Annotated in this window: 19 protein-coding genes and 1 tRNA gene; 13 read left to right on the plus strand and 7 right to left on the minus strand. The window is 73.6% G+C overall.

Annotated elements, in window-relative coordinates:
* Nucleotides 1–106: 106 nt before the first annotated feature.
* A complete protein-coding gene (gene aceB / locus F1D97_RS06875; protein ID WP_236123116.1) occupies nucleotides 107–1,771 on the minus strand; it encodes a malate synthase A in 1,665 nt (554 codons plus the stop codon).
* A 119-nt stretch (nucleotides 1,772–1,890) separates the two neighbouring features.
* Nucleotides 1,891–3,228: an isocitrate lyase gene (gene aceA, locus F1D97_RS06880; RefSeq protein WP_236123117.1), complete on the minus strand. Its 1,338-nt coding sequence runs from the start codon at nucleotides 3,226–3,228 to the stop codon at nucleotides 1,891–1,893.
* A 151-nt stretch (nucleotides 3,229–3,379) separates the two neighbouring features.
* On the opposite strand from aceA, the gene F1D97_RS06885 reads away from it, so the two are divergent.
* Nucleotides 3,380–4,915: an XRE family transcriptional regulator gene (locus F1D97_RS06885; protein ID WP_396022562.1), complete on the plus strand. Its 1,536-nt coding sequence runs from the start codon at nucleotides 3,380–3,382 to the stop codon at nucleotides 4,913–4,915.
* A gap of 6 nt (nucleotides 4,916–4,921) precedes the next feature.
* Here the strand turns inward: F1D97_RS06885 and F1D97_RS06890 are convergent, their stop codons facing one another.
* Complete coding sequence (locus F1D97_RS06890) at nucleotides 4,922–5,764, minus strand: MBL fold metallo-hydrolase (protein ID WP_236123118.1); 843 nt, start codon at nucleotides 5,762–5,764, stop codon at nucleotides 4,922–4,924.
* A gap of 128 nt (nucleotides 5,765–5,892) precedes the next feature.
* Entirely contained in the window at nucleotides 5,893–7,752 is a 1,860-nt protein-coding gene (locus tag F1D97_RS06895; protein ID WP_236123119.1) for a phosphoenolpyruvate carboxykinase (GTP), read from the minus strand.
* 122 nt (nucleotides 7,753–7,874) lie between these two features.
* Here F1D97_RS06895 and F1D97_RS06900 point away from each other — a divergent pair, with 122 nt between their 5' ends.
* From F1D97_RS06900 to F1D97_RS06955, 12 genes are all read left to right on the plus strand, one after another.
* Complete coding sequence (locus tag F1D97_RS06900; protein WP_236123120.1) at nucleotides 7,875–9,320, plus strand: helix-turn-helix domain-containing protein; 1,446 nt, start codon at nucleotides 7,875–7,877, stop codon at nucleotides 9,318–9,320.
* Nucleotides 9,321–9,443: 123 nt separating this feature from the next.
* Entirely contained in the window at nucleotides 9,444–9,974 is a 531-nt protein-coding gene (locus F1D97_RS06905) for a SurA N-terminal domain-containing protein (RefSeq protein ID WP_236123121.1), read from the plus strand.
* Between the two features lie 8 nt (nucleotides 9,975–9,982).
* On the plus strand, nucleotides 9,983–10,666 hold the full coding sequence (locus F1D97_RS06910) for a MazG family protein (RefSeq protein WP_317618967.1): 684 nt from the start codon (nucleotides 9,983–9,985) through the stop codon (nucleotides 10,664–10,666).
* A gap of 110 nt (nucleotides 10,667–10,776) precedes the next feature.
* A complete protein-coding gene (locus F1D97_RS06915) occupies nucleotides 10,777–12,339 on the plus strand; it encodes a Re/Si-specific NAD(P)(+) transhydrogenase subunit alpha (protein WP_236123122.1) in 1,563 nt (520 codons plus the stop codon).
* 1 nt (nucleotide 12,340) lies between these two features.
* The gene (gene pntB, locus F1D97_RS06920) at nucleotides 12,341–13,738 is read left to right on the plus strand and encodes a Re/Si-specific NAD(P)(+) transhydrogenase subunit beta (protein ID WP_236123123.1); all 1,398 of its coding nucleotides are present in this window, start codon (nucleotides 12,341–12,343) and stop codon (nucleotides 13,736–13,738) included.
* A gap of 112 nt (nucleotides 13,739–13,850) precedes the next feature.
* Entirely contained in the window at nucleotides 13,851–15,947 is a 2,097-nt protein-coding gene (locus F1D97_RS06925) for an endo-1,4-beta-xylanase (RefSeq protein ID WP_236123124.1), read from the plus strand.
* A gap of 177 nt (nucleotides 15,948–16,124) precedes the next feature.
* Complete coding sequence (gene eno / locus F1D97_RS06930) at nucleotides 16,125–17,405, plus strand: phosphopyruvate hydratase (protein WP_236123125.1); 1,281 nt, start codon at nucleotides 16,125–16,127, stop codon at nucleotides 17,403–17,405.
* A gap of 176 nt (nucleotides 17,406–17,581) precedes the next feature.
* Nucleotides 17,582–18,415, plus strand: a complete 834-nt coding sequence (locus F1D97_RS06935) for an FtsB family cell division protein (RefSeq protein ID WP_236123126.1) — start codon at nucleotides 17,582–17,584, stop codon at nucleotides 18,413–18,415.
* Nucleotides 18,416–18,501: 86 nt separating this feature from the next.
* Nucleotides 18,502–19,026 carry a DUF501 domain-containing protein gene (locus F1D97_RS06940; RefSeq protein WP_236123127.1) on the plus strand — a complete coding sequence of 175 codons (525 nt, stop codon included), beginning with the start codon at nucleotides 18,502–18,504 and terminating at the stop codon, nucleotides 19,024–19,026.
* 94 nt (nucleotides 19,027–19,120) lie between these two features.
* Nucleotides 19,121–20,083 (plus strand): Ppx/GppA phosphatase family protein, encoded by a 963-nt coding sequence (locus F1D97_RS06945; protein WP_317618968.1) that lies wholly within the window; start codon nucleotides 19,121–19,123, stop codon nucleotides 20,081–20,083.
* A gap of 285 nt (nucleotides 20,084–20,368) precedes the next feature.
* Nucleotides 20,369–21,889, plus strand: coding sequence for a GH1 family beta-glucosidase (locus F1D97_RS06950; protein WP_236123129.1), 1,521 nt, complete (start codon nucleotides 20,369–20,371; stop codon nucleotides 21,887–21,889).
* A gap of 139 nt (nucleotides 21,890–22,028) precedes the next feature.
* Nucleotides 22,029–23,492, plus strand: a complete 1,464-nt coding sequence (locus F1D97_RS06955) for an NAD(P)/FAD-dependent oxidoreductase (RefSeq protein WP_236123130.1) — start codon at nucleotides 22,029–22,031, stop codon at nucleotides 23,490–23,492.
* 60 nt (nucleotides 23,493–23,552) lie between these two features.
* Here the strand turns inward: F1D97_RS06955 and F1D97_RS06960 are convergent.
* The 3 genes from F1D97_RS06960 to F1D97_RS06970 form a co-directional block, all read right to left on the minus strand.
* Nucleotides 23,553–23,626 (minus strand) — tRNA-Leu (locus F1D97_RS06960).
* Nucleotides 23,627–23,671: 45 nt separating this feature from the next.
* Entirely contained in the window at nucleotides 23,672–24,571 is a 900-nt protein-coding gene (locus F1D97_RS06965; protein ID WP_236123131.1) for a siderophore-interacting protein, read from the minus strand.
* A 104-nt stretch (nucleotides 24,572–24,675) separates the two neighbouring features.
* A complete protein-coding gene (locus tag F1D97_RS06970) occupies nucleotides 24,676–25,140 on the minus strand; it encodes a MarR family winged helix-turn-helix transcriptional regulator (RefSeq protein WP_236123132.1) in 465 nt (154 codons plus the stop codon).
* Nucleotides 25,141–25,259: the final 119 nt, after the last annotated feature.

The following is a 25,259-nucleotide window of genomic DNA, read 5'->3' on the forward strand; positions in this document are numbered from 1 at the left end:
GGGTCGGTGGGGAACGGTCGGGCGACCCCGCGGTTCCTCCGGCTCAGGGGACTGGGAGCCGGAGCAACCGCGGGGTCGCGGGAAGGCTGGGATTGGGATCAGCGGGTCAGCGGGTGACCAGGTGCTGGGTGTAGGCCGGGACGGTCAGGAACGTCGGGAAGTCGTCGGCCAGCGCGACCTGCTCGAACAGCGCCGCGGCGTCGTCGAACCGGTCCTGCGGGGAACGGGGCAGGTCGGCCAGGACGGACGCGAGCACCGAGCGGACGTGGTCCTCGGTGATGCGCGTCCCGGACGAGGTCCGGACCTCCTGGTGCACCCACTGCCAGACCTGCGAGCGGGAGATCTCGGCGGTCGCGGCGTCCTCCATGAGGTTGTCGATCGCCGCGGCCCCGACGCCACGCAGCCAGGACTCGAGGTACCGGACGGCCACGGACACGTTGCCGCGCAGGCCCTCGTCGGTGACGGAGCCGGGCTCGGCACCGCCCGCGGACGGGATGTCGAGCAGTTGCGCCTCGGTGACGTGCACGTCCTCACGCAGCCGGTGCCGCTGGTCGGTGCGGTCGCCGAACGCCTCGTCGAACACCTCACGGGCGACGGGCACGAGGTCCGGGTGCGCGACCCACGTGCCGTCGAACCCCTGGCCGGCCTCGCGCTGCTTGTCGGCGCGGACCTGCTCGAGGGCACGCGCGGTGACCTCGGGGGAGCGGCGGTTCGGGATGAAGGCGCTCATCCCGCCGATCGCCTGCGCGCCGCGCCGGTGGCACGTGGAGACGAGCAGCTCGGTGTAGGCCTGCATGAACGGCACGGTCATGGTGACGCGCGACCGGTCGGGCAGGACGAACCGCGGGCCACGGTTCCGGAAGTTCTTGATGACGCTGAAGATGTAGTCCCAGCGTCCGGCGTTGAGGCCCGCGCAGTGGTCGCGCAGCTCGTAGAGGATCTCCTCCATCTCGAACGCGGCCGTGATGGTCTCGATGAGCACGGTCGCGCGGATGGTGCCGTGGCGCAGGCCGAGGTACGTCTCGGTGAACCGGAAGACCTCGTCCCACAGCCGCGCCTCGAGGTGGCCCTCGAGCTTCGGCAGGTACAGGTACGGGCCGCGGCCGGAGTCGATGAGCGCCTGCGCGTTGTGGAACAGGTACAGGCCGGCGTCGACGAGCGAGGCGGACGACGACGAGCGCATGCCGGCCCGGTCGAAGTACGCGATGTGCTTCTCGGTGAGGTGCCAGCCGCGCGGGCGGAACACGATCGTCGGGGTCTGCTTGCCGACGCGGTACTCCTTGCCCTCGGGCGAGGTGAAGTCGACCTGGCCGCGGATCGCGTCGAACAGGTTGAGCTGCCCGCCGACGACGTTGGCCCACGTGGGGCTCATGGCGTCCTCGTGGTCCGCGAGCCAGACCTTCGCGCCGGAGTTGAGCGCGTTGACGGTCATCTTGCGGTCGGTGGGGCCGGTGATCTCGACGCGCCGGTCCTCCAGGCCGGGCCCGGGGCCCGCGACGCGCCACGTGGGGTCGGCGCGGATGCCGGCGGTGAGCGGCAGGAAGCCGGGGTCGGCGCCGTTGGACCAGCGGTCGCGGCGGTGCTGGCGCGCGAGCAGCAGGTCGTGGCGGCGGCCGGCGAACCGGGCGTGCAGGTCGGTGAGGAAGTCGAGCGCCTCGGGCGTGAGGATCTCGTCGGTGCCCGTGGTGCGAGGTCCGGTGACCTCGAGGCGTGGGCGGGACAGGGGGTCGGTCAGCAGCGTGCGGCTGGCCAGGGGCGTGATCACGGTCATGTCGGGTCTCCGGGGGAGAAGTCAGGTGGGACGACGGGGTGCGCGCGGAGCCCGGGCACGAGGAGCTGTGCGGGTGGCCGGGTGGGGCCGTTCCGGGCCCCGCGCGGGTCGTCGGCGGCTCAGTGCGTGAACTGGGCCGCCTCGGTGGACCCGGCGAGCGCGAGGGTGGCGCTCTGCGGGGTGATCGCGGTCGCGACGCGGTCGAAGTAGCCGGTGCCGACCTCGCGCTGGTGGCGCGTGGCGGTGTAGCCGTCCGGCTCGGACGCGAACTCGGCCTCCTGCAGCTCGACGTAGGCGCTCATGCCGCGCTCGGCGTAGCCGCGGGCGAGCTGGAACATCGAGTGGTTGAGGGCGTGGAAGCCGGCGAGGGTGATGAACTGGAACGCGTACCCGTGGCTCGCGAGCTCGCGCTGGAAGCGCGCGATCTCGTCGTCGGGCAGGGCCGCTCGCCAGTTGAACGACGGCGAGCAGTTGTACGCGAGGAGCTTGCCGGGGTACTCGTCGTGGATCCGCTCCGCGAACTCGATGGCGAGGTGGATGTCCGGCGTCGACGTCTCGACCCACAGCAGGTCGGCGTACGGCGCGTACGCCTTCTGCCGCGCGACGACCGCGTCGAGCCCGGGGCGGACCCGGTGGTACCCCTCGACGGTGCGCTCGCCGGTGAGGAACTCGTGGTCGCGCTCGTCGGCGTCGCTGGTGAGCAGGTCCGCGCCGAGAGCGTCGGTGCGGGCGACGATCACGGACGGGACCCCGGCGACGTCGGCGGCGAGCCGCGCGGCGGACAGGGTGCGCACGTGCTGGTTCGTCGGGACGAGCACCTTGCCGCCCAGGTGGCCGCACTTCTTCTCGGCGGCGAGCTGGTCCTCCCAGTGCACGCCCGCCGCGCCGGCCGCGATCATCGCGTGCATGAGCTCGTACGCGTTCAGCGGGCCGCCGAAGCCGGCCTCGGCGTCCGCGACGATCGGCGCGAGCCACTCGCGGGTGCGGCGGCCGTTCTCCTGGACGTCGATCTGGTCGGCGCGCAGGAGCGCGTTGTTGATGCGCCGGACCACGGCGGGCACGGAGTTCGCGGGGTAGAGCGACTGGTCGGGGTAGGTCTGCCCGGACAGGTTCGCGTCGGCGGCGACCTGCCAGCCGGAGAGGTAGATGGCCTCGAGGCCCGCCTTGACCTGCTGGACGGCCTGGTTGCCGGTCAGCGCGCCGAGCGCGGGGACGTGGGTGCGGGTGTGCAGCAGCTCCCACAGCCGCTCGGCCCCCCTGCGGGCGAGCGTGTGCTCCTCACGGACGGAGCCGCGCAGCGCGACGACGTCGGCCGCCGTGTGGCTGCGGCGGATGCCGGCCCACCGCGGGTCGAGCTGCCAGGCGGCCTCGAGCTGCTCGGCAGTGGTCGTCTGGTCGCCGGGGCGGTGAGCCGACGTGCCCGTGGGGGCGACGGTCGGGTCCGTCTGCGTGGTCATGGCTCCTCCGGGGTCTTCCTCGGTTCTTCCGGCCGGGGTGGCCGTGGACACCACGCTGAGGCACGAGCAAGGGTTCTTCACCGCCCTCAAGGGAAGAAGATCAGCGAAACTTCTGCGTGACAGAATCCGTGGCGAGTGTGACGCTGGTCATGTGACGACGACCGTTCCGCACCGCACGCCCCAGACCGCCCCCCGGCGCCCCGCCCCGCGGGCCGACGAGCGGTCGGACCCCCGTCAGGACCAGCCCGCCGGCTCGGGCGGCATCGACACGCTCGTGCTCGGGCGCCGCATCCGGCACCTGCGCACGCAGCGCGGCATGACGCTCGACGACCTGGGCGCCGCGATCGGCCGCGCGCCCTCGCAGGTGTCGATGCTCGAGAACGGGCACCGCGAGCCGCGCCTGAGCCTGCTCGGCCAGATCGCCGAGGCGCTCGGCGTGCCGCTCGCGGAGCTGCTGCGCACCGAGGCCCCGAGCCGCCGCGCCGCGCTCGAGGTCGAGCTCGAGCGCGCGCAGCGCGGGCCGCTGTTCGCGCAGCTCGGCCTGCCGACCGTCAAGGTCGCCAAGTCGCTGCCGAGCGACGCGCTCGAGGCGCTCGTCGCGCTGCAGCACGAGGTCGAGCGCCTGCTGACGGAGCACGCGGCCACGCCCGAGGAGGCGCGCCGCGCGAACGCGGAGCTGCGGGCGCAGATGCGTGAGCGGGACAACTACTTCCCGGAGCTCGAGGAGCACGCCCGCGCGCTGCTCACCGCGATCGGACACGACGGCGGCCCGCTGTCGCAGCGCGCGACCTCGGACGTCGCGGCGCACCTGGGCTTCACGCTGCACCACGTGCCGGACCTCCCGCGTTCCGTGCGGTCGGTGACGGACCACGCGCACGGGCGCATCTACCTGCCGCAGATCGGCGGCGGCTTCAACGACTCGCGCTCGCCGCTGCTGCAGGCGCTCGCGAGCCACGTGCTGGAGCACGCCGAGCCGCGCGACTACCGCGACTTCCTGCGGCAGCGCGTCGAGGCGAACTACCTGGCGGCGGCGCTGATGCTGCCCGAGGACGGCGCGGTGCGGTTCCTGACCGCGGCGAAGGAGGAGCGGCGCCTGTCGGTCGAGGACCTGCGCGACGCGTTCGCGGTGCCGTACGAGACCGCCGCGCACCGGTTCACGAACCTCGCGACGCGGCGCCTGGGCCTGCCGGTGCACTTCATGAAGGTCCACGAGGGCGGCACGCTGCACAAGGCGTACGAGAACGACGGCGTGGCCTTCCCGTCGGACCCGCTGGGCGCGATCGAGGGTCAGCCGGTGTGCCGGTACTGGACGGCGCGCGCGGTGTTCAGCTGCGAGGACCGGTTCTCGCCGTACTACCAGTACACGGACACCTCGTCGGGCACGTACTGGTGCACCTCACGCGTGCAGCCGTCGTCGCAGGGGGCGTTCTCGGTGTCGGTGGGCGTGCCGTTCGCGCACGTGCGCTGGTTCCGTGGACGGGAGACGACGATCCGCTCGTCGTCGTCGTGCCCGGACCCGTCGTGCTGCCGCATGCCCCCGGAGCCGCTCGCGCAGCGCTGGGAGGGCGTCGCGTGGCCGTCGGCGCGCCCGCACGCGTCGTTGCTCGCGGCGCTCCCGGTGGGCGTGTTCCCGGGCGTGGACACCACGGAGGTCTACGAGTTCCTGGAGCGGCACGCCCCCGCGTGACGCGCGTCAGGTGAGGTCGTCGTGGTCGCCGCGCGTCCAGGCGGCGTGGCGCTGCGCGGACCGTACGACGACCGCGCGGGCGTCCTGCGGGACCACGCCCGCGAAGTTGTTGTAGAGCCGGTCGAACGGGCGCCGGGCCGCGTGCTCGGCGATGCGCTCCGCGACACGCCCGGACAGCGGGATGCGGTTGGGGTAGCTGCGCATGAAGCTGACCGACGTGCGGTCGGGGTTGGCGAAGATCGTGTCGCCCGACAGCAGCACACCGCGCCCGCCGGCGCCCGCGGCCCAGTGCACGACCGCCGAGCCGGGGAAGTGCCCGCCGGGCTGGCTCAGCACCACGCCGGGCAGGACCTCGAGCTCTCCGCTCCACGTGCGGATCGCCGCGTCCGGGCGCGCGACCCAGGACGCGTCCGGCTCGCTGACGAGCACCGGCACCTCCCGTCCGAGCGCGGCGGCGGCCCGGCGGCTCCACTCGACCTGGACGCCGAACATGTGGGGGTGGCTCGCGGCGACGACGAGCGTGCGCGACGGCCCGGCGGCCGCGACGACCGTGGCGATCCCGGCGTCGTCGACGTACCCCAGCGGGTCCCACAGCAGCGCGCCCGCCTCGGTGCGCAGCAGCTTGGACTGCTGCTCGATGCCGATGCCCGGCGCCTCGAGCGCGAGGAGGTCGGGCTCGAGCTCGTGCACCGCGACGGCCACGCCCTCGGCGGCGAGCTCGTCGAGCGTCGCCCACGCCTGCCCGGTCGCGGGCACCCACTGCCGCTCGTCGGCGCAGATCGCGCACACCTCGACCCGCTCGGCGTGCTCGACCCCGCACGTCCGGCACACCCAGACCTCGTCCGTCACGCCCCCACCCTGTCCTGACCGCCGGCCCCTCGCAACGCCCGCGTCGCCGCGCACGACGACGGGTGGACCTCCGCTCACCAGGCGAGCGGAAGTCCACCCGTTGCGTGGTCCGTGCGGAGCAGACGGGGTCAGGAGCGGGACAGGCGGTGGCGGAGGGCGGCCAGCTGGGTGCGCAGCGGGGCGGGGAGGCGGTCGCCGAACTGCGCGAAGAACTCCTCGGTCAGCTCCGCCTCGGCGAGCCACGCCTGCGGGTCGACCGCGAACAGCTCGGCGAGCTGCTCGTCGGACAGGTCCAGACCCTCGACGTCGAGCGCACCGGGCGCGGGCCGCAGGCCCACGGGACCGGCCACGGCACCCTCGTCGGACCCGGCGCGCGCGGCCTCGACCTGCCCGACGATCCACGCGAGCACGCGCGAGTTCTCGCCGAACCCGGGCCACAGCCACGAGCCGTCCGCGGACTTGCGGAACCAGTTGACGCCGAACACCAGCGGCCGGCCCTCGTCCGAGAGCCCCGCGCCGACCGACAGCCAGTGGCCCCAGTGGTCGGCCATGTTGTAGCCGCAGAACGGGAGCATCGCGAACGGGTCGCGGCGCAGCGCGCCGACAGTGCCCTCGGCGGCGGCGGTCTGCTCGGACGCGACGGTCGCGCCCAGGAACACGCCGTGCTGCCAGTCGAAGGCGCGGGTCACGAGCGGCACGTTCGTCGCCCGGCGACCGCCGAACACGATGGCGTCGACCGGCACGCCCGCGGGGTCCTCCCACGTGTCGGCGATGCTCGGGCACTGGGCGGCGGCGACCGTGAACCGGGAGTTCGGGTGCGCGGCGGGCCGGCCGCAGCCCGGGGTCCACGACTGCCCGGTCCAGTCGGTGAGGTGCTCGGGCGTGTCGGGCGTCAGGCCCTCCCACCACACGTCGCCGTCGTCGGTCAGGGCGACGTTGGTGAAGATGACGTCACGCTCGAGCATCCGCACAGCGGTGGGGTTGGTCTCGACGCCCGTGCCGGGCGCGACGCCGAAGAACCCCGCCTCGGGGTTGATCGCGTACAGCCGGCCGTCGTCGCCGGGGCGCAGCCACGCGATGTCGTCCCCGATGGTCTCGACGCTCCAGCCGGGCAGCGTGGGCTGCAGCATCGCGAAGTTCGTCTTGCCGCACGCCGACGGGAACGCCGCGGCCACGTGGTACCGCTTGCCCTCGGGGGAGGTGACGCGCACGAGCAGCATGTGCTCGGCGAGCCAGCCCTCGTCGCGGCCGATCGCGGAGGCGATGCGCAGCGCGAAGCACTTCTTGCCGAGCAGCGCGTTGCCGCCGTACCCGGACCCGAACGACCAGATCTCGCGGGTCTGCGGGAAGTGCGCGATGTACTTGCGCGGGTTGCACGGCCACGCGACGTCGTCGGCGCGCGTGCCGTCCGACGAGACGAGCGGCGCGCCGACGGAGTGCACGGCGGGGACCCAGGCGGCGCCGGCGCGGATGCGGTCGACGACCTCGCCGGTCACGCGCGTCATGACGCCCATGCTGACGACGACGTACGGCGAGTCGGTGAGCTGCACGCCGAGCTGTGCGAGCGGGCTGTCGACCGGACCCATCGAGAACGGGACGACGTACATCGTGCGGCCGCGCATCGAGCCGGCGAACACGCCCGCGAGCTCGGCGCGCATGAGCGCGGGCTCGCGCCAGTTGTTGGTGGGGCCGGCGTCGGCGGCGTCCTCGCTGCAGATGAACGTGCGGGACTCGACGCGTGCGACGTCGTCGCGGTCGGAGCGCGCGAGGAAGGAGTTCGGGCGGCGCTCGGGGTCGAGCCGGATGAGCGTCCCGCTGTCGACCATCTGCGCGACGAGCCGCTCGCGCGCGGCGTCCGAGCCGTCGCACCAGACGACCGCCTCGGGCTCCGTGAGCCGGGCGACGGCCTCGACCCACGCGAGCAGCGAGAGCGGGCGGTGGGCTTCGACGGTCGGCAGCTGGGGGATGCGGACGGAGGTGGCGGTCATGGGTCGGCTCCTGGGCGAGTCCGGTCGGGTGGTCCTGCCTTTCGATCGTGTGTCAATCCGTACCCCCGGTGCCAAGGCGAAACGCTGTCAATTTTCGCGCTTCTTGACGTACCGTGAGGACCGTGCCTTCCGACGACGTCCTCACGACCGGCCGACGCCTGCGTCACCTGCGGACCGTGCGCGGACTCACGCTCGAGGCGCTCGGCGCGCAGGTCGGCGTCACCCCCAGCATGCTCTCGCTCGTCGAGAACGGGCGGCGCGAGCCGCGCCTGTCCCTCCTGCGCGACCTCGCCGCGGCCCTCGGCGTCACCGTCAACGAGCTCATCGACCCCGAGCCGCCCACACGCCGCGCCGCACTGGAGATCGAGCTCGACAAGGCCCAGCGTTCGCCGTCGTTCCAGCGCCTCGGCCTGCCGCAGGTCCGCCCCGGACGCACGCTTCCCACACCCGTGCTCGAGCAGCTCGTCGGGCTGCACGCCGAGCTCGCGCGCCGTGACCGTGAGGCGGTCGCCACGCCCGAGGAGGCGCGCCGCGCCAACACCGCGCTGCGCGTCGCGCGGCAGCAGCGCGACAACTACTTCCCGGAGCTCGAGGTCGTCGCCGAGCGCATGGTCCGCGACGCGGGCTACACCTCCGGCCCGCTCACGCACCGCACCGTGTGGCGCATGGCCGAGCGCCTCGGCTTCGAGATCCGCCACGTCGACGACCTGCCGCGCTCCACCCGCACCGTCACCGACCTGGAGAACGGGCGCATCTACCTGCCGCCGGCCTCGACCCCCGGCGGGCACGGCCTGCGCTCGCTCGCGCTGCAGGCCATGGCCCACCGCGTGCTCGACCACGACCGCCCGCGCACGTACGAGGAGTTCCTCCACCAGCGCATGGAGATCACGTACTTCGCGTCGTCGTGCCTCATGCCGCAGTCCGCGTCGGTCGAGTTCCTCGCGGCGCGCAAGCGCTCGCGCGAGCTCGCGATCGAGGACTTCCGTGACGCGTTCGGCGTCACGCACGAGGCCGCCGCGCAACGGTTCACGTCGTTGGGGACCCACCACCTCGACATCCGCGTGCACTTCCTGCGCATCAACGAGGACGGCTCGATCTACCGCGCGTACGCCAACGACGGGCTGCCCCTGCCCGTCGACGTGACCGGCGCGATCGAGGGCCAGGTCGTGTGCCGGCGCTGGGGCGTGCGCGAGGCGCTGTCCCGCCGGGACCACGCGACCGAGTCGTACCAGTACACCGACACCCCCGCGGGCACGTTCTGGTGCTCGACGCAGCCCGGGGTCGCGCCCACGGGCCGGTTCGCGCTCGCGGTCGGGGTGCCGTTCTCGGCGGCGCGGTGGTTCCGCGGGCGGGACACGCAGGTGCGCCGCACGAGCACGTGCCCCGACCCGGCGTGCTGCCGCCGGCCCGACGAGAGCGCCGCGGCCCGGTGGGAGCAGGCGTCCTGGCCGAGTGCGCGCATCCACCAGCACGTGTTCGCACCGCTGCCGTCGGGGCTGTTCCCGGGAGTGGACGCCGCGGAGATGTACGCGTTCCTCGACCGGCACGCACCCTCGTCGGACGCCTGACGGGGACCCCGAGGCGGACGCTGTGCGAGGACGCCGTGCCGGTGGGCCTACGATGGCGCCCGTCGACGAGGTCGTCGCGAGGATGCGGGAGGTCAGGTGCACGCCAGCACGCCTACGAACCGGATGACGCGCGCGCGGGCGGTGCTGCTCGCGGGAGGTGCGGTGCTCGCCGCCCTGCTGGGCGCGTGCTCGGGAACGCCCGGGGCGGCCGCCGTGGTCGACGGGCGCGTCATCACGGCGGACCAGGTGCAGTCCGCCACGGACCAGCTCACCGAGCTCGGCCAGCAGTTCGACGTGCCGACCGTGCTGTCGATCCTCATCCAGGAGCCGACGATGACGCGGTTCGCGGCGGACGAGGGTGTGGCGGTGTCCGACGAGGACGCGGTCGGGCTGCTCGACCAGGTCTCGCAGTCGGTGGGCATCGACGTCGGCGAGTACAGCCCGGCGACGATCGCGATCGCGCGGTACTCGCTCGCGTCGGGCAACCTGCAGGACACGGGTGACCTGGAGGCGCTGGGCCAGGAGGTCGCGGAGCGGCTGGGCTCGCTGGACGTCGAGGTCAACCCGCGGTTCGGGACGCTCGGCGAGACCGCGGCGGTCGAGGGTGCTGCCGCGCGCCCGTGGATCGTGACGCCCGAGGCGGACGCGTCCTGAGCCCGTCGGTGACGGACGTGCCCTCGTCGGGTCACGTGGACGCGGGCGCGACGAGCGCGCTCGACGAGCTCGTCGCGGTCATGGACCGCCTGCGCTCGCCGGGCGGCTGCCCGTGGGACGCGGAGCAGACGCACGCGTCGCTCGCGCCGTACGCGCTCGAGGAGGCCCACGAGCTCGTCGAGGCGATCGAGCACGACGACCGGGCGGGGCTGCGCGAGGAGCTGGGCGACCTGCTGCTGCAGGTCGTGTTCCACGCGCGCGTCGCGCAGGAGCACGCCGACGACCCGTTCGACGTGCAGGACGTCGCGGCGGACCTCGTCGCGAAGCTCGTCCGGCGGCACCCGCACGTGTTCGCCGACGAGCAGGCGGCGCCCGACGACGAGGGGCGCGACGTCGCGTGGGACCGCATCAAGCGCGCGGAGAAGGACCGGGCGTCGGCGCTCGACGGCGTGCCGCTCGCGCTGGGGGCGCTGGCCCGGACGCAGAAGCTGGTCGCGCGCGCGGAGCGTGCGGGCGTCGCGGCCGACGACCCGGACGGCGACGATCTGGGTGCGCGGCTGTTCGCGCTCGTGCGCGAGGCACGTGCCGCGGGGCTGGACGCGGAGGGCGAGCTGCGCCGTACGGCCGCGCGCTGGGAGGCGCAGGTGCGGGCGCGGGAGGCTGCCGCACCGCGTCCGGATCCGGGCACTTAGTCCCTGGAAAGCGCTATCCGCCCAGGTAGTCTCTGTGCGCCGGTATCCCACCGGCCTGTGGCGAGCACCCTCGCGCACCCGCGCGAGACCCCGACGACGAGGAGGCGCGCGTGGCGAGCATCGGCATCCCCCGCGAGGCGCAGGGACAACGGCTCGTGGCGGCGACGCCCGCGACGGTGGGCAAGCTGGTCGCCCTCGGCTACGACGTGCTCGTCGAGGCCGGCGCGGGCGAGGCGGCCACGTTCGCCGACGACGCGTACGCCGCGGCCGGCGCGCAGGTCGTCGACACCGCGCAGGCGTGGGGCGCGGACGTCGTCACCGCCGTGGACGCGCCGTCCGACGAGCAGGTCGCGCTGCTGCGCGAGGGCGCGGTGCTCGTCGCCCAGCTCCAGCCCGCCCAGCGTCCCGAGCTCGTCACGGCCCTCGCGGAGCGCGGCGTCACCGCGCTCGCGCTCGACGCGGTCCCGCGCATCTCCCGCGCGCAGGCGCTCGACGTGCTCTCGAGCATGGCGAACGTGGCCGGCTACCGCGCGGTCGTCGAGGCCGCCGGCGAGTTCGGCGGCATGTTCGCCGGGCAGGTCACCGCCGCCGGCAAGACGCCGCCCGCCAAGGTCTTCGTCATCGGCGCGGGCGTCGCGGGGCTCGCCGCGATCGGCACCGCCGACTCCCTCGGCGCGCAGGTCCGCGCGTTCGACGTGCGGCCCGAGGTCGGCGAGCAGATCGAGTCCATGGGCGCGACGTTCGTCCGCGCACCCGAGGCGCAGCAGGAGATCAGCGCCGACGGCTACGCCAAGCCGCTCACCGAGGAGCAGGCGGCCGCGGCGCTCGACGTCTACGCGCGCGAGTGCGCGGACGCGGACATCGTCGTGACCACCGCGCTCGTGCGCGGCACCGCGCCCACGACCATCACGGCCGCCGCCGTCGCGGGCATGCGGCCGGGCTCCGTCGTCGTCGACCTCGCCGCCACCGGCGGTGGCAACTGCGAGCTCACCGTGCCGGGCGAACGCGTCGTGACCGAGAACGGCGTGGTCGTCCTCGGCTTCACGGACCTGCCGGGACGCATGCCGCAGCACTCGTCGCAGCTGCTCGGCACGAACGTCGTGCACCTGCTGCAGCTGCTCACGCCCGGCAAGGACGGCGAGCTCGTGCTCGACCTCGAGGACCCGGTGCAGCGCGGCATGACCGTCGCGCACGCCGGCGACGTGACGTGGCCGCCGCCGCCCGTCGCCGTCTCGGCCGCGCCGCCATCGACGACCGGCCCGCCACCGCCCAGCCCGCAGGAGGTCGCCGCGCGGCAGGCCGAGCAGGCCGAGCGTGCGAAGGTCCGAGCGCAGCGGCGCACGGTCGCGTACGCGTTCGGCGCCCTGCTGCTCACGCTCGGCATCTCGTACGCGCCCAGCGACTTCCTCGCGCACTTCTCCGTGTTCGTGCTCGCCGTGTTCGTCGGCTACTACGTGATCTCCAACGTGTCGCACTCGCTGCACACGCCGCTCATGGCCCAGACCAACGCGATCTCCGGGATCATCCTCGTCGGCGCCCTGCTGCAGATCGGGTCCGACGACCCCGTGGTCACCGTGCTCGCGTGCGTCGCCGCCGCGGTCGCGTCCATCAACATCTTCGGCGGGTTCCTGGTCGCGAACCGGATGCTCCGCATGTTCCGACGGGGGGCCTGACATGACTCTCGTGTCGCTCACGAACGCGACGTACCTGCTCGCCGCCGTGCTGTTCGTGCTGTCGCTCGCCGGCCTGTCCAAGCAGGAGACCGCGCGGCGCGGCAACGTGCTCGGGATGGTCGGCATGGGTCTGGCCCTCGCCGCCGTCATCGCGCGCGCCCTGGACGAGTCCCAGCGGTCCGTGGCCGTGACCGCGCTGCTCATCGCGCTCGTGCTCGGGATCGGGGTGGTCGTCGGGACGTGGCGCGCGCGCAGCGTCGAGATGACGCAGATGCCCGAGCTCATCGCGATCCTGCACTCGTTCGTCGGCATCGCGGCCGTGCTCGTCGGCTACAACTCCTACCTGACGGGGGAGCACGACGGCGTGCACCTCGTCGAGGTGTTCCTCGGCGTGCTCATCGGTGCCGTGACGTTCACCGGGTCGGTCGTCGCGTTCCTCAAGCTCTCGGCCCGCATCAAGAGCGCGCCGCTCACGCTGCCCGGCCGGAACCTGCTCAACCTCGCGGCCGTGCTCGTCTCCTTCGGTCTGCTCGCGTGGTTCCTCGCGGAGCCGTCGATCTGGCCCCTCGCGCTCATGACCGTCATCGCGCTCGCGCTCGGCTGGCACCTGGTCGCGGCCATCGGCGGCGGCGACATGCCCGTCGTCGTGTCGATGCTCAACTCGTACTCCGGGTGGGCCGCCGCGGCCGCGGGCTTCATGCTCAGCAACGACCTGCTCATCGTCACGGGCGCCCTCGTCGGCGCGTCCGGTGCGATCCTCTCCTACATCATGTGCCGGGCGATGAACCGGTCGTTCGTCTCGGTGATCCTCGGAGGCTTCGGAGCTGAGGAGGGCGCCGCGGCGCCCGCCGCCGGCGGACCGGTCGGGGAGCACCGCGAGATGTCCGCGGCGGACGTCGCGGAGGCGCTCGCCGGTGCGCGGTCCGTGGTCATCACGCCCGGCTACGGCATGGCCGTCGCCAAGGCGCAGTACCCCGTCGCGGACCTCGTCGAGAAGCTGCGCGCGCGTGGCGTGCAGGTGCGGTTCGGCGTGCACCCCGTCGCCGGGCGTCTGCCCGGGCACATGAACGTGCTGCTCGCCGAGGCCAAGGTGCCGTACGACATCGTCCTCGAGATGGACGAGATCAACGACGACTTCGACGAGACCGACGTCGTCCTCGTGATCGGCGCGAACGACACGGTCAACCCCGCGGCGCTCGACGACCCGTCCTCGCCGATCGCGGGCATGCCCGTGCTCGAGGTCTGGAACGCCAAGCAGGTCGTCGTGTTCAAGCGGTCGATGGCCACCGGGTACGCGGGCGTGCAGAACCCGCTGTTCTTCCGGGACAACACCGCGATGCTGTTCGGCGACGCGCGGGACCAGACCGAGAAGATCGTCGCGGCGCTCGCGCAGGGCTGACTGTCGGGCTCCGGGACGAAACGGTTCACTCGTCGTCCCGGGGTTCGCGCCCTCCCTAGTGTCCGGGCTGACCGGCGGACGGTGCCGTCGGCATGCCCTCAGGAGCGATGCGATGCCTCGCCGTGCCCACTTCCCCCTCGACCCCCGCGCGCGGACCGCGCCCGCGCGCGCGACCGCGCTGTCCGTGAGCAGCCTCGCGGCGCTCGTCGTCGCGGCCCTCGTCGCGACCCTCGCGCTCGTCGCGCAGGCCGCGACCCCCGCGCACGCCGCCGCGACCGTCGTCCTGCAGGCCGACTTCGAGGACGGCCTCGACGGCTGGACGGGACGCGGCGCCGCGACCGTCGCGCTGTCGACCCAGGGCGCGCGCGGGACGCAGAGCCTGCTGGCGACCGGCCGTGCGGAGTCGTGGAACGGCGCCTCGGTCGACGTGACCGACACGTTCGAGCCCGGCGTCACCCACCAGGTCTCGCTGTGGCTGCGCCTGCCCGCCACGGGCAGCGGCTACGCCGACCTGCGCGTCTCCGCGCAGCGGGACATCGACGGCACGTCGTCGTACGAGACCATCGCCACGGCCACGGGCGTCACGAGCGGCTCGTGGACGCAGGTCAGCGCGAGCTACACGCCGGGGCTGTTCGACACCGCGTCCCTGTACGTCGAGTCGACGTCGTCGCTCACGGACTTCCTCGTCGACGACGTGACCGTCACGACCGAGAAGGTGCGGCCCGACCTGTCGCTCCCGCAGCTCGACGAGACGCTCGAGCCGTGGTTCCCGTTCGGCATCGCGGTCGAGCCGGCCGACGTGCTCGCGGGCCGCGGCGAGCTCGTCGCGCACCACGCCGCGCAGATCACGCCGGGCAACCAGATGAAGCCCGACGCGATCCAGCCCACCGAGGGCACGTTCCGGTTCGGCCCCGCCGACCAGCTCGTGGACTTCGCCGTCGAGCACGGGCAGCGCGTCTACGGCCACACCCTGGTGTGGCACCAGCAGACGCCCGACTGGTTCTTCCAGCGGGACGGCGCCGCGCTCACGACGAGCTCGGCCGACCAAGCGCTGCTGCGCTCGCGGCTGAAGGCGCACATCGAGGCCATCGCGGACCACTACCGCACCACGTACGGCGAGTTCGGCACAACGGGCAACCCGATCTTCGCGTTCGACGTGGTCAACGAGGTCATCGACGAGAACCAGAGCGACGGCCTGCGCCGCAGCGAGTGGTACCGGATCCTCGGGTCGTCCTACATCGCCGACGCGTTCCGCTACGCGCGCGACGCGTTCGGTCCCGACGTGCTGCTGTTCATCAACGACTACAACAGCGAGTACCCGAACAAGCGCGCCCCGTACCTCGCGCTCGTGAAGTCGCTGCTCGCGCAGGGCGTGCCGGTCGACGGCGTGGGCCACCAGCTGCACGTCGAGGTCGGGCGCTCGCTCGAGTACGTCGAGGGCACGATCAGCGCGTTCGAGGCGCTGCCGGTCACGCAGGCCGTCACCGAGCTCGACGTCTCGACCTACCAGCACGGCGGCGAGTCGTGGACGAACCCGCCTGCGGACCGGCTGCTGCAGCAGGCGTACTACTACCGCGACCTCGTCGCGGTGCTCAAGCGGCACGCCTCGTCGTTCGAGTCCGTGACGGTCTGGGGCGTCGACGACTCGCGCACGTGGCTGCGTGCGGGCGCCGCGCCGCTGCTGTTCGACGGGCAGCTCCAGGCGAAGGACGCGTTCTGGGGCGTCGTCGACCCGTCCCGCATCGGCACGACGCCGACCGCCACCCCGACACCGGACGAGACGCCGACGCCCGACGACACGCCGACGCCGGACGACACCCCGACGCCGGACGACACCCCGACGCCGGAGGAGACCCCGACGCCCGAGGACACGCCCACGCCGGACCCCGCGGGCGCGTGCGCGGTGCGCTGGACGGCCAACGCGTGGAACACGGGCCTGACCGCGAACGTCCGGGTCACCAACACCGGCACGACGACGCTCGACGGCTGGAGGCTGACGTTCACGTTCGGCGGCGGCCAGAAGGTCACGCAGGGCTGGAGCGCCGACTGGACGCAGTCCGGCACGACCGTCACCGCGACGAACGCGCCGTGGAACGGCCGGCTCGCGCCGGGTGCGAGCGTCGAGATCGGCTTCAACGCCTCCCACCCCGGGACGCCCACCACGCCGACGGGCTTCGCGCTCGACGGCGCGGCGTGCACGGCCGGCTGATCGAGGGCTCGACGCGGGTGGCGTGACGCCGCCGCGGGTGCGTCGGGACACCGCCGTAGGACATGCACACGCGTGTCCAGCGGACGGAGGTCCCGGCGCACCCGTCGTCGGACGCCACTAGGGTGAGGTCGTAAACCCACCTTGCACGGACCACACCTGCATGTCGAAGGAGCTCCCATGGCCAGCATCGAGGCCGTCGGCGCCCGCGAGATCCTGGACTCGCGCGGCAACCCCACTGTCGAGGTCGAGGTCGCGCTCGACGACGGCACGATCGCCCGCGCGGCGGTCCCGTCCGGTGCGTCGACCGGTGCGTTCGAGGCCGTCGAGCGTCGTGACGGCGACAAGTCGCGCTACCTGGGCAAGGGCGTCGAGCAGGCCGTGAACGCGGTCATCGACGAGATCGCCCCCGAGATCATCGGCTTCGAGGCGAGCGAGCAGCGTCTGGTCGACGCCGCGCTCATCGAGCTCGACGGCACGCCCAACAAGGGCAAGCTCGGCGCGAACGCCATCCTCGGCGTCTCGCTCGCGGTCGCCAAGGCGGCGGCGGACTCGGCGGACCTGCCGCTGTTCCGCTACGTCGGCGGCCCGAACGCGCACGTCCTGCCCGTGCCGATGATGAACATCCTCAACGGCGGCTCGCACGCCGACTCCAACGTCGACATCCAGGAGTTCATGGTCGCCCCGATCGGCGCCACGACCTTCCGCGAGGCCCTGCGTACCGGCACCGAGGTCTACCACTCGCTCAAGTCGGTCCTGAAGGCCCAGGGCCTGTCGACCGGCCTCGGCGACGAGGGTGGCTTCGCGCCGAACCTGTCGAGCAACCGTGCCGCGCTCGACCTCATCATCTCGGCGATCGAGAAGGCCGGCTTCACGCCGGGCACCGACGTGGCGCTCGCGCTCGATGTGGCGTCGACCGAGTTCTTCAAGGACGGCGCGTACCAGTTCGAGGGTGGCGCGAAGACGCCGGCCGAGATGATCGCGTACTACGAGCAGCTCGTGTCCGACTACCCGCTGGTCTCCATCGAGGACCCGCTGTCCGAGGACGAGTGGGACTCCTGGTCGCAGCTCGTGTCCGAGGTCGGCGGCCGCGTGCAGATCGTCGGCGACGACCTGTTCGTCACCAACCCGGAGCGTCTCGCCAAGGGCATCCAGCTCAAGTCGGCGAACTCGCTGCTGGTCAAGCTCAACCAGATCGGCACGCTCACCGAGACGCTCGACGCCGTGACGCTCGCGCAGCGCAACGGCTTCACGACGATGACCTCGCACCGCTCCGGCGAGACCGAGGACACGACGATCGCCGACCTGTCCGTCGCGACGAACGCCGGCCAGATCAAGACCGGTGCGCCGGCCCGTGGCGAGCGCATCAACAAGTACAACCAGCTGCTGCGCATCGAGGAGGAGCTGGACGACGCCGGTCGCTACGCCGGCCGCTCGGCCTTCCCGCGCTTCCAGGCCTGATCACCTCAGCCTGAGCGGTCGGCGCACGCCGACCCCGAGGCCGGTCGTCCCCTTTCCGGGGCGACCGGCCTCTCGCGTTCCCGGCGCCGGCGTGCAGGTGGGGGATCGGTGAAGGAAGGCGCGCGGCGGCCGCGACGTCCCCGGCTCGCAGCCGCTCGCGGGGCAGAATCGGGCGCATGTCAGCACCCCGCCGCCCGGTCGACCCGCGTGCGGGCGTCCGCGACGGCGCGTCCGGCGCCCCACGCCCGGGAGCGACGGGTGTCTCGCGCACCGGGGCCGCGGGTGCTGCACGCACCGGGGCCACGGGTGCCGCACGCACCGGTGGTGGAGCCCGGCCGGTCACGCCGGCCCGGGGCACCCGCTCGGCCGCGACCCCGTCCCGCGGCGTCCCGCGCGCCACGTCGCGGCCCGGCGCGACCCGCCCGGGCAACCGGGCGCCCTCGACGCCGCCGCGCGGCACTGCGCGGGCGGAACGCACGCGGGTCGAGCCGCCGCGCCTGTTCTCGGTGCGCGCGATCGTGCTGGGCTGCGTGCTGGTGCTGGCGTTCGTGCTGGTCTACCCGACGCTGCACACGTACCTGCGCCAGGAGGCCGACCTGCGCGAGCTGCGCGGCCAGGTCGCGGACGCGCGCGAGCGCAACGAGGACCTCGAGGCCGAGCTCGAGCGCTGGGACGACCCGGCGTTCGTCGCCGCCCAGGCGCGTGAGCGGCTGTCCTACGTGCTGCCGGGCGAGAAGGCGTACCGCGTGGTCGACCCGGAGACGGTCGAGGACCCGACCGCCGAGGTCGTCGTCCGCGACGCGCCCGTGGCGGGCACGCCGGAGGAACAGCCCTGGTACACGTCGGTCTGGGACTCGCTCGTCGTCGCGGGGGAGACGGACGACGACGGCGACCCGGCCACGGCCGAGGACGCGAAGGACGCGAAGCAGAAGGACACGAAGCAGAAGGACGCGAAGAAGGACCCTGCGGGGAAAGGGTCCGCGGAGCCCTCGTCCTCCGCGAAGCCCTGACGACGCACCTGACGACGAGCGGCGGGCGCGCTCGGGAGGTCCGCTGCCCCGTGGCGGGACGACGCGCGCGCGCTGAGGGACAATGGATGCCCCCCGGACCAAGGAGTGACGTGCCCACCACCGCATCGGACGTGACCGCCCACGACCTCGAGGTGCTCCACGAGCAGCTCGGCCGCCCCGCGCGCGGGGTGGTGGGTGTCGCGGCACGGTGCGTGTGCGGCCGCCCGCTCGTCGTGCGGACCGCCCCGCGGCTCGACGACGGCACGCCGTTCCCGACGCTGTACTACCTCACGCACCCGCAGGCGGTCGCCGCGGTCAGCACGCTCGAGGCGTCGGGGCTGATGAAGGAGTGGACGCAGCGGCTCGCGGTCGACGCGGACCTCGCCGCGGCGTACCGCCACGCGCACGAGGCGTACCTCGCGGACCGTGAGGCGATCGGCCACGTGGCGGAGATCGCGGGCATCTCCGCGGGTGGCATGCCGACGCGCGTGAAGTGCCTGCACGTCCTCGTCGGGCACGCGCTCGCGGCGGGGCCGGGCGTGAACCCGTTCGGCGACGAGGCGCTCACGATGATCCGTGGGACGTGGCGCCCGGACCGCTGCACCTGCTGACGGCGGTCCTTCCCGACGAGCGTGCCGCGAGCTCGGCGCGCCTGACGACGGGCGCGTTCCGGACACGGCCCGTGCGGGTGCGAGGATGTCCGCCGTGACGCGAGTGGCTGCCATCGACTGCGGGACGAACTCCATCCGGCTCCTGGTGGCGGACGTCGATCCCGCCGCGGGGACGCTGGTCGACCTCGACCGGCGTTCCGAGGTCGTCCGGCTCGGCCAGGGCGTGGACCGTACGGGCCGGCTCGCACCCGAGGCGCTCGAGCGCACGCTCGCCGCGACCGCGCGCTACGCGCGGATCAGCGCGGACCTCGGCGCGACGGCCGTCCGGTTCGTCGCGACGTCCGCGTCGCGTGACGCGGAGAACCGCGCGGACTTCGTCGACGGCGTGCGCGCGCTGCTGGGCGTCGAGCCGGAGGTGGTCTCGGGTCAGGAGGAGGCGGCGCTGTCGTTCCGCGGCGCCACGGGCGTCGTCGCGGCGCACCACCCGGGCCCGTACCTCGTCGTCGACCTGGGGGGCGGCTCGACCGAGCTCGTGCTGGGGGAGCGCGCGCCCGAGGCGGCCCTCTCGATGGACGTGGGCTGCGTGCGCCTCACCGAGCGGCACCTGCTGGGTGACCCGCCGTCCGACGACGAGCGCGCGGCCGCGCACCGGGACGTCGCGGCGGCGCTCGACGAGGCGGCGGCCGTGGTGCCCCTGGGGCGGGCGCGCACGCTCGTCGGGCTGGCCGGCTCCGTGACGACCGTGACGGCGCACGCGCTGCGCCTGCCGTCGTACCAGCCGGACCGGATCGACGGCGCCGTCCTGCCCACGGACACCGTGCTGGCCGCGTGCGAGGACCTCCTCGGCGCGACGCGCGAGCAGCGGGCGGCGCTCGGGTTCATGCACCCCGGCCGCGTGGACGTGATCGGTGCCGGCGCGCTGGTGTGGCACGACGTCGTCGCACGGGTGCGCGACGAGGTCGCGGCGGCCGGTGGCGCGCTCGAGCACGTCGTGACGTCCGAGCACGACATCCTCGACGGCATCGCGTTCAGCGCCGCGGAGCGCGCCGCCCGCTGACCCTCGTCGGCCACCGTCCCGGCCCCGTCGTCGAGGAGGGGACCGGAACGCGGGGGTGCGCGTGGCGTCTACCTCGTGAAACGCCACGTCTGAACCGTGTCACCTCTCGCGCATCTGTGACTGACCTCACTGGAACCGGTACCATCCCACGGGTCGAACTGCCTGACGCCTCGCGGGGCCGGGTGGCACGATGTGCGGCAAATGCCGCTTTGGGAGCGTTTCCATGGCCGGTCCCACCGGCTGCCGTTCCCTGTTGACCACGCCGCTCGACGAGGAGCTCCAGGGATGGATCAGCCGAACCCGGCCGCGCCGAGCGGGCGGCTCGTCGCGCGCCGCACGGTGCTGGAGATGGGGTGCGGGCTCGTCGGCCTCGGCCTGCTCGGAGCGTGCACGGACCACGACCACGCGCCCGTCGACGACCGGACGACCCCGGACGCGACCCCGACGGAATGGGTGGTGCCGGCCGAGCCGATGCGCTTCCCCGAGGGCTTCGTGTGGGGCTCGGCGACGTCCGCGTTCCAGGTCGAGGGCTCGACGACGGCCGACGGGCGCGGCGTGTCCATCTGGGACACGTTCGCGGCTCAGCCCGGCCGGATCGACGACGGCTCGGTCGCCGAGCCCACGGCGGACCAGTACCGCCGTTGGGAGTCGGACCTCGACCTCATGGTCGACCTGGGCCTGCAGGCGTACCGCTTCTCGATCTCGTGGCCGCGGATCGTGCCCACCGGGTACCTGACCGGCGGCGGCGAGGTGAACCAGAAGGGCCTGGACCACTACCGGCGTCTGGTCGACGGGCTGCTCGACCGCGGCATGCACCCTGCGATCACGCTGTACCACTGGGACCTCCCGCAGCCGCTGCAGGACGCGGGCGGCTGGGCGGTGCGCGACACCGCGGACCGGTTCGCGGACTACGCCGCGGTCGTGTTCGAGACGTTGCGGGACGTCGACGCCACGTGGCTGACGATCAACGAGCCCAAGACCACGGCGATGGTCGGCTACGCGGGCACGGAGCACGCGCCTGCCCTCGGGGACATCGACGCGGGGCTCGCGGCGGTCCACCACCAGCTGCTCGCGCACGGCAAGGCCGTGCGCGCGTTCCGGGAGATCGGCGGGCGCGGCGGCATCGGCATCGCGCTCAACCTCATGCCCGTCTACGGCACGGCGGGTGCGGACGCCGCGGCGGACCGCCTCGACGCGGCCGAGAACCGCCTCTACCTCGACCCCGTCCTGCGCGGCTCGTACCCGGACGAGGCGGTGGGGGACAAGCCCGGCCAGCTGCACGGCGACCGGGCGAGGTTCGAGGCCCTCGTCCAGCCCGGCGACCTCGAGACGATCTCGCAGCCGTGCGACCTGCTCGCGGTCCAGTACTACGGCGTCGCGGGCATCGACAAGGCCGGCTCGTGGCTGCAGCTGTACCCGCCGTCGCCGGCCGGGTGGCAGCAGGTGCACGCCGAGGGTCTGTACGAGCTGCTCGTGCGGCTGCCCGCCGACTACCCGCGGGTCCCGCCGCTCGTCATCAGCGAGAACGGCATCCCGGACCCCGACGCGCAAGGGCAGATCGACGACCCGCAGCGCCTCGACTTCCTGCGCACGCACCTGCAGCAGGCGGCGCGTGCCGTCGCCGAGGGCGTGGACCTGCGGCAGTACTACGCGTGGTCGTTCGTGGACAACTTCGAGTGGGCGCGTGGCATGACGCAGCGGTGGGGCATCGTGCACGTCGACTACGAGACGCAGCGCCGCACGCCGAAGTCGAGCGCCCACTGGTACGCGCAGGTGGTGCGCGCGAACGCGGTGCCTCCGGCGTAGGTCGCGCGACGGTCGCGCAGGCCGCCGCGGCCCCCCGAACGGGACTCGTGACGGTTTTCACAGGGCAGGTCGTCCCGATGTGCGCATCGTCACCGGGCGCGAAGGTGTCGGGCCCTGGATGCGCGGATACCGTTGACGTATGCCTCAGTCTGCCTCCACCACGGTCGCCGAGCCCGCGACCCCGGGTCGCCCCGCCAAGTCGCGCAAGGTCCCCCGGATCGTCATCCTCGGTGGCGGCACCGTCGGCCTGTACTCGGCTCGTCGCCTCCGCAAGCGACTCGGCCGCCGCGAGGCCGCGATCGTCGTCGTCGACCCGCGCCCGTACATGACGTACGCGCCGTTCCTCCCCGAGGCGGCCGCCGGGTCGATCGACCCCCGCAACGTCGTCGCACCGCACCGTCGCGCCCTCAAGGGCGTCGACGTGCTGCAGGGCAAGGTCTCGCAGATCAACCACGCCGAGCGCACGGTCGAGATCACGCCCGAGGAGGGCGAGCCCTACTGGGTCACGTACGACCACCTGATCATCGGCCTCGGCTCCGTCGCGCGCACGCTGCCCATCCCGGGCCTCGCGGAGCAGGCGATCGGCTTCAAGAACGTCGAGGAGGCCATCGCCGTCCGCAACCACGTGCTCAACCGCATCGAGGTCGCGTCCTCGACGTGGGACCCCGAGCTGCGCCGGCGGATGCTGACGTTCGTCTTCGTCGGCGGCGGGTTCGCGGGCATCGAGGCGCTCGCCGAGCTCGAGGACATCGCGCGCTACACGATCGCGCACTACAAGCAGATCGAGCAGGACGAGCTGCGGTTCGTGCTCGTCGAGGGCAGCCCGCGCATCCTCCCCGAGGTGAGCGAGGAGCTCGGCGGCTACACGCTCGAGCAGCTGCGCAAGCGGCAGATCGAGATCCACCTGTCGACGTTCCTCAACTCGTGCGTCGACGGGCACATCGTCCTGTCGAACAAGGTCGAGTTCGACGCCGACACGATCGTGTGGACCGCGGGCGTCAAGGCCAACCCGGTGCTGCAGCAGTCCGACCTGCCGCTCGACACGATGGGCCGCGTGACCTGCAACGCCGCGCTCCAGGTGGTCGACGAGAACGGCGAGGTCGTGCCGGACGCGTACGCCGCGGGCGACTGCGCGGCCGTGCCGGACCTGTTCAACCCCGGCAAGTTCTGCCCGCCGAACGCGCAGCACGCGCTGCGGCAGGGCAACCACCTCGGCGACAACCTGGCGCGCGTGCTCCGCTCGGCCGAGGTCACGGACTACTCGCACAAGAACATCGGCGCGGTCGCGTCCCTCGGCATGTACAAGGGCGTCGCGCAGATGTTCGGCAAGATCAAGGTCCGCGGGTTCCTCGCGTGGGTCCTGCACCGCACGTACCACGTGTTCGCGATGCCGACCGTGAACCGCAAGCTGCGCATCATGGCCGGCTGGACCGGGTCGCTGCTGCTGCGCCGCGAGGTCGTCCCGCTGGGCGCGCTGCACGACCCGCGCGCGGAGTTCCGTGCCGCGTCGGTGCCGCCGAAGCCGCGCGTCGTCGAGGAGAAGCCCGCCGACCCGGAGATCGCGGCCGCCGCGAAGAAGTCCTCCAAGAAGTCCGCGTCCTGACGGTCCGCCCGTCACGCGCTCGAGAGCCCCGGTCCACGCGGACCGGGGCTCTCGTCGTCGTGCGCCCGGCGGGACTCGAACCCGCACTGAGCCGGGTTTAAGCCGGCCGCCTCTGCCGGTTGGGCTACGGGCGCGTGCGCGAGCATCCTCCCACCGGCCCCGCGCGCGCCGCAGCGGCCCTACGCCAACCCCGCTGCCTGCTCGGTCTGCTCGACCTGCGCGACCCACCCCCGCTTGGTGCGGCGCCAGCCCTCGTCGTCGACGCCCAGGCGCCAGTACCCCGACGCCGAGAGGTCCTCGCGTGCGACGCCCCGCTCGAGCCGCAGGTACCGGCGGACCTCCTTGACGGCACCGGCTTCGCCGTGGACGAACGCTCCGACGCGACCGTCGGGCCAGGGGAGTGCGAGCACGGTCTCCACGAGCCGCCGTCCGGGGCTCGCGTGGTCGGCGTGGACCCAGCGCAGCTCGACGCCCGCGGGGGCGGTCAGCGCGAGCTCGTCGTGCGGGCCGTCGACCTCGACGACCGCGACGCCGCGCGCGTCGTCGGGCATCCGCTCGAGCGCCACGGCGATCGCGGGCAGCGCGCTCGCGTCCCCGACGAGCAGGTGGTGGTCGACGTCGGTCGCGGGCGACCACGCGCCGCCCGGGCCCGAGACGAGGATCTCCTCCCCGCCGACCAGACGCGCCGCCCACGGCCCGGCGACACCCTCGTCGCCGTGCACCACGACGTCGACGGTCAGCTCGAGCGCGTCCGCGTCGAAGCGCCGCACCGTGTACGCGCGCAGCCGCGGCGCGACGCCCGCGGGCAGTGCGGCGCGCACCGCGTCGAGGTCGACACGGCCGTCGGCCGTCAGCGGGCGCTCGCCCGGGGGCAGGAACAGGAGCTTGACGTAGGAGTCCGCGTGCGCGTCGGCGACGAACGGCGCCATCGTCCGCCCGCCGAGGACGACCCGGACGAGACCCGGCGTCAGCCGCTCCGCGCGCAGCACGTGCGCGAGGACGGGGTGGGGGCGGCGTCGAGCCTCGCGGCCGCCGCTCAGGTCACGGTCGCCGGCGGGCCCGGGCGGGGGAGTGGTCACGACGAGCGAGCCTAGGTCGTCCGTCGGGAGCGCACGATCGGGCCCGGCGCGCGGGGACGCCTGGTGCGGGACGGTGCGGGAAGGTGCGGGACGGCGCGGGACGGTCAGGGGCGTGCCGCCGTCGCCGACGAGGCGTCGAGCGACGCGTCGAGCGAGGCGTTGAGGCGCGTCAGCGAGGTGGCCAGCGTCTGCAGGTCGTCGGGCGTCCAGTCGGCGAGCACCTCGGCGTAGACGTCCGCGCGCGCCCGGCGCGTGGCCTCGAGTGCCGCGAGGCCGTCAGGCGTCGCGTCGATCACCGAGCGGCGCGCGTCGTTGTCGTCGCGCGAGCGGCTCACGTAGCCGAGCGCTTCCATCTGCAGCACCTGGCGCGTGACGGTGGACGCGTCGAGGCGCAGGTGGTCGGCGATCTCGTTGATGCCCGCGGGGCCGCCGTCGGCGAGCCGGCCGAGTGCGAGGTACGCGGAGCGCTCGAGCGTGCCCTCCAGGCGGCGGCTACGGCGCCGGTTGCGGTCGGCGAGGCGCAGCAGCAGGGCGACCTGGCGCTCGACGTCGGCGATCGCGGGTTCCATGGGTTGCTCTCCTCCGTGCGGTGACCACCACCCTAGGCGTCGCGGGTCGCGCGCAGGCGCACCCGCGACGACGACGTGGCCCCGCGACCGGGTGCGGTCGCGGGGCCACGCGGGTCGTG

It is taken from the genome of Cellulomonas palmilytica (assembly GCF_021590045.1).
Taxonomy (GTDB): Bacteria; Actinomycetota; Actinomycetes; order Actinomycetales; family Cellulomonadaceae; genus Cellulomonas; species Cellulomonas palmilytica.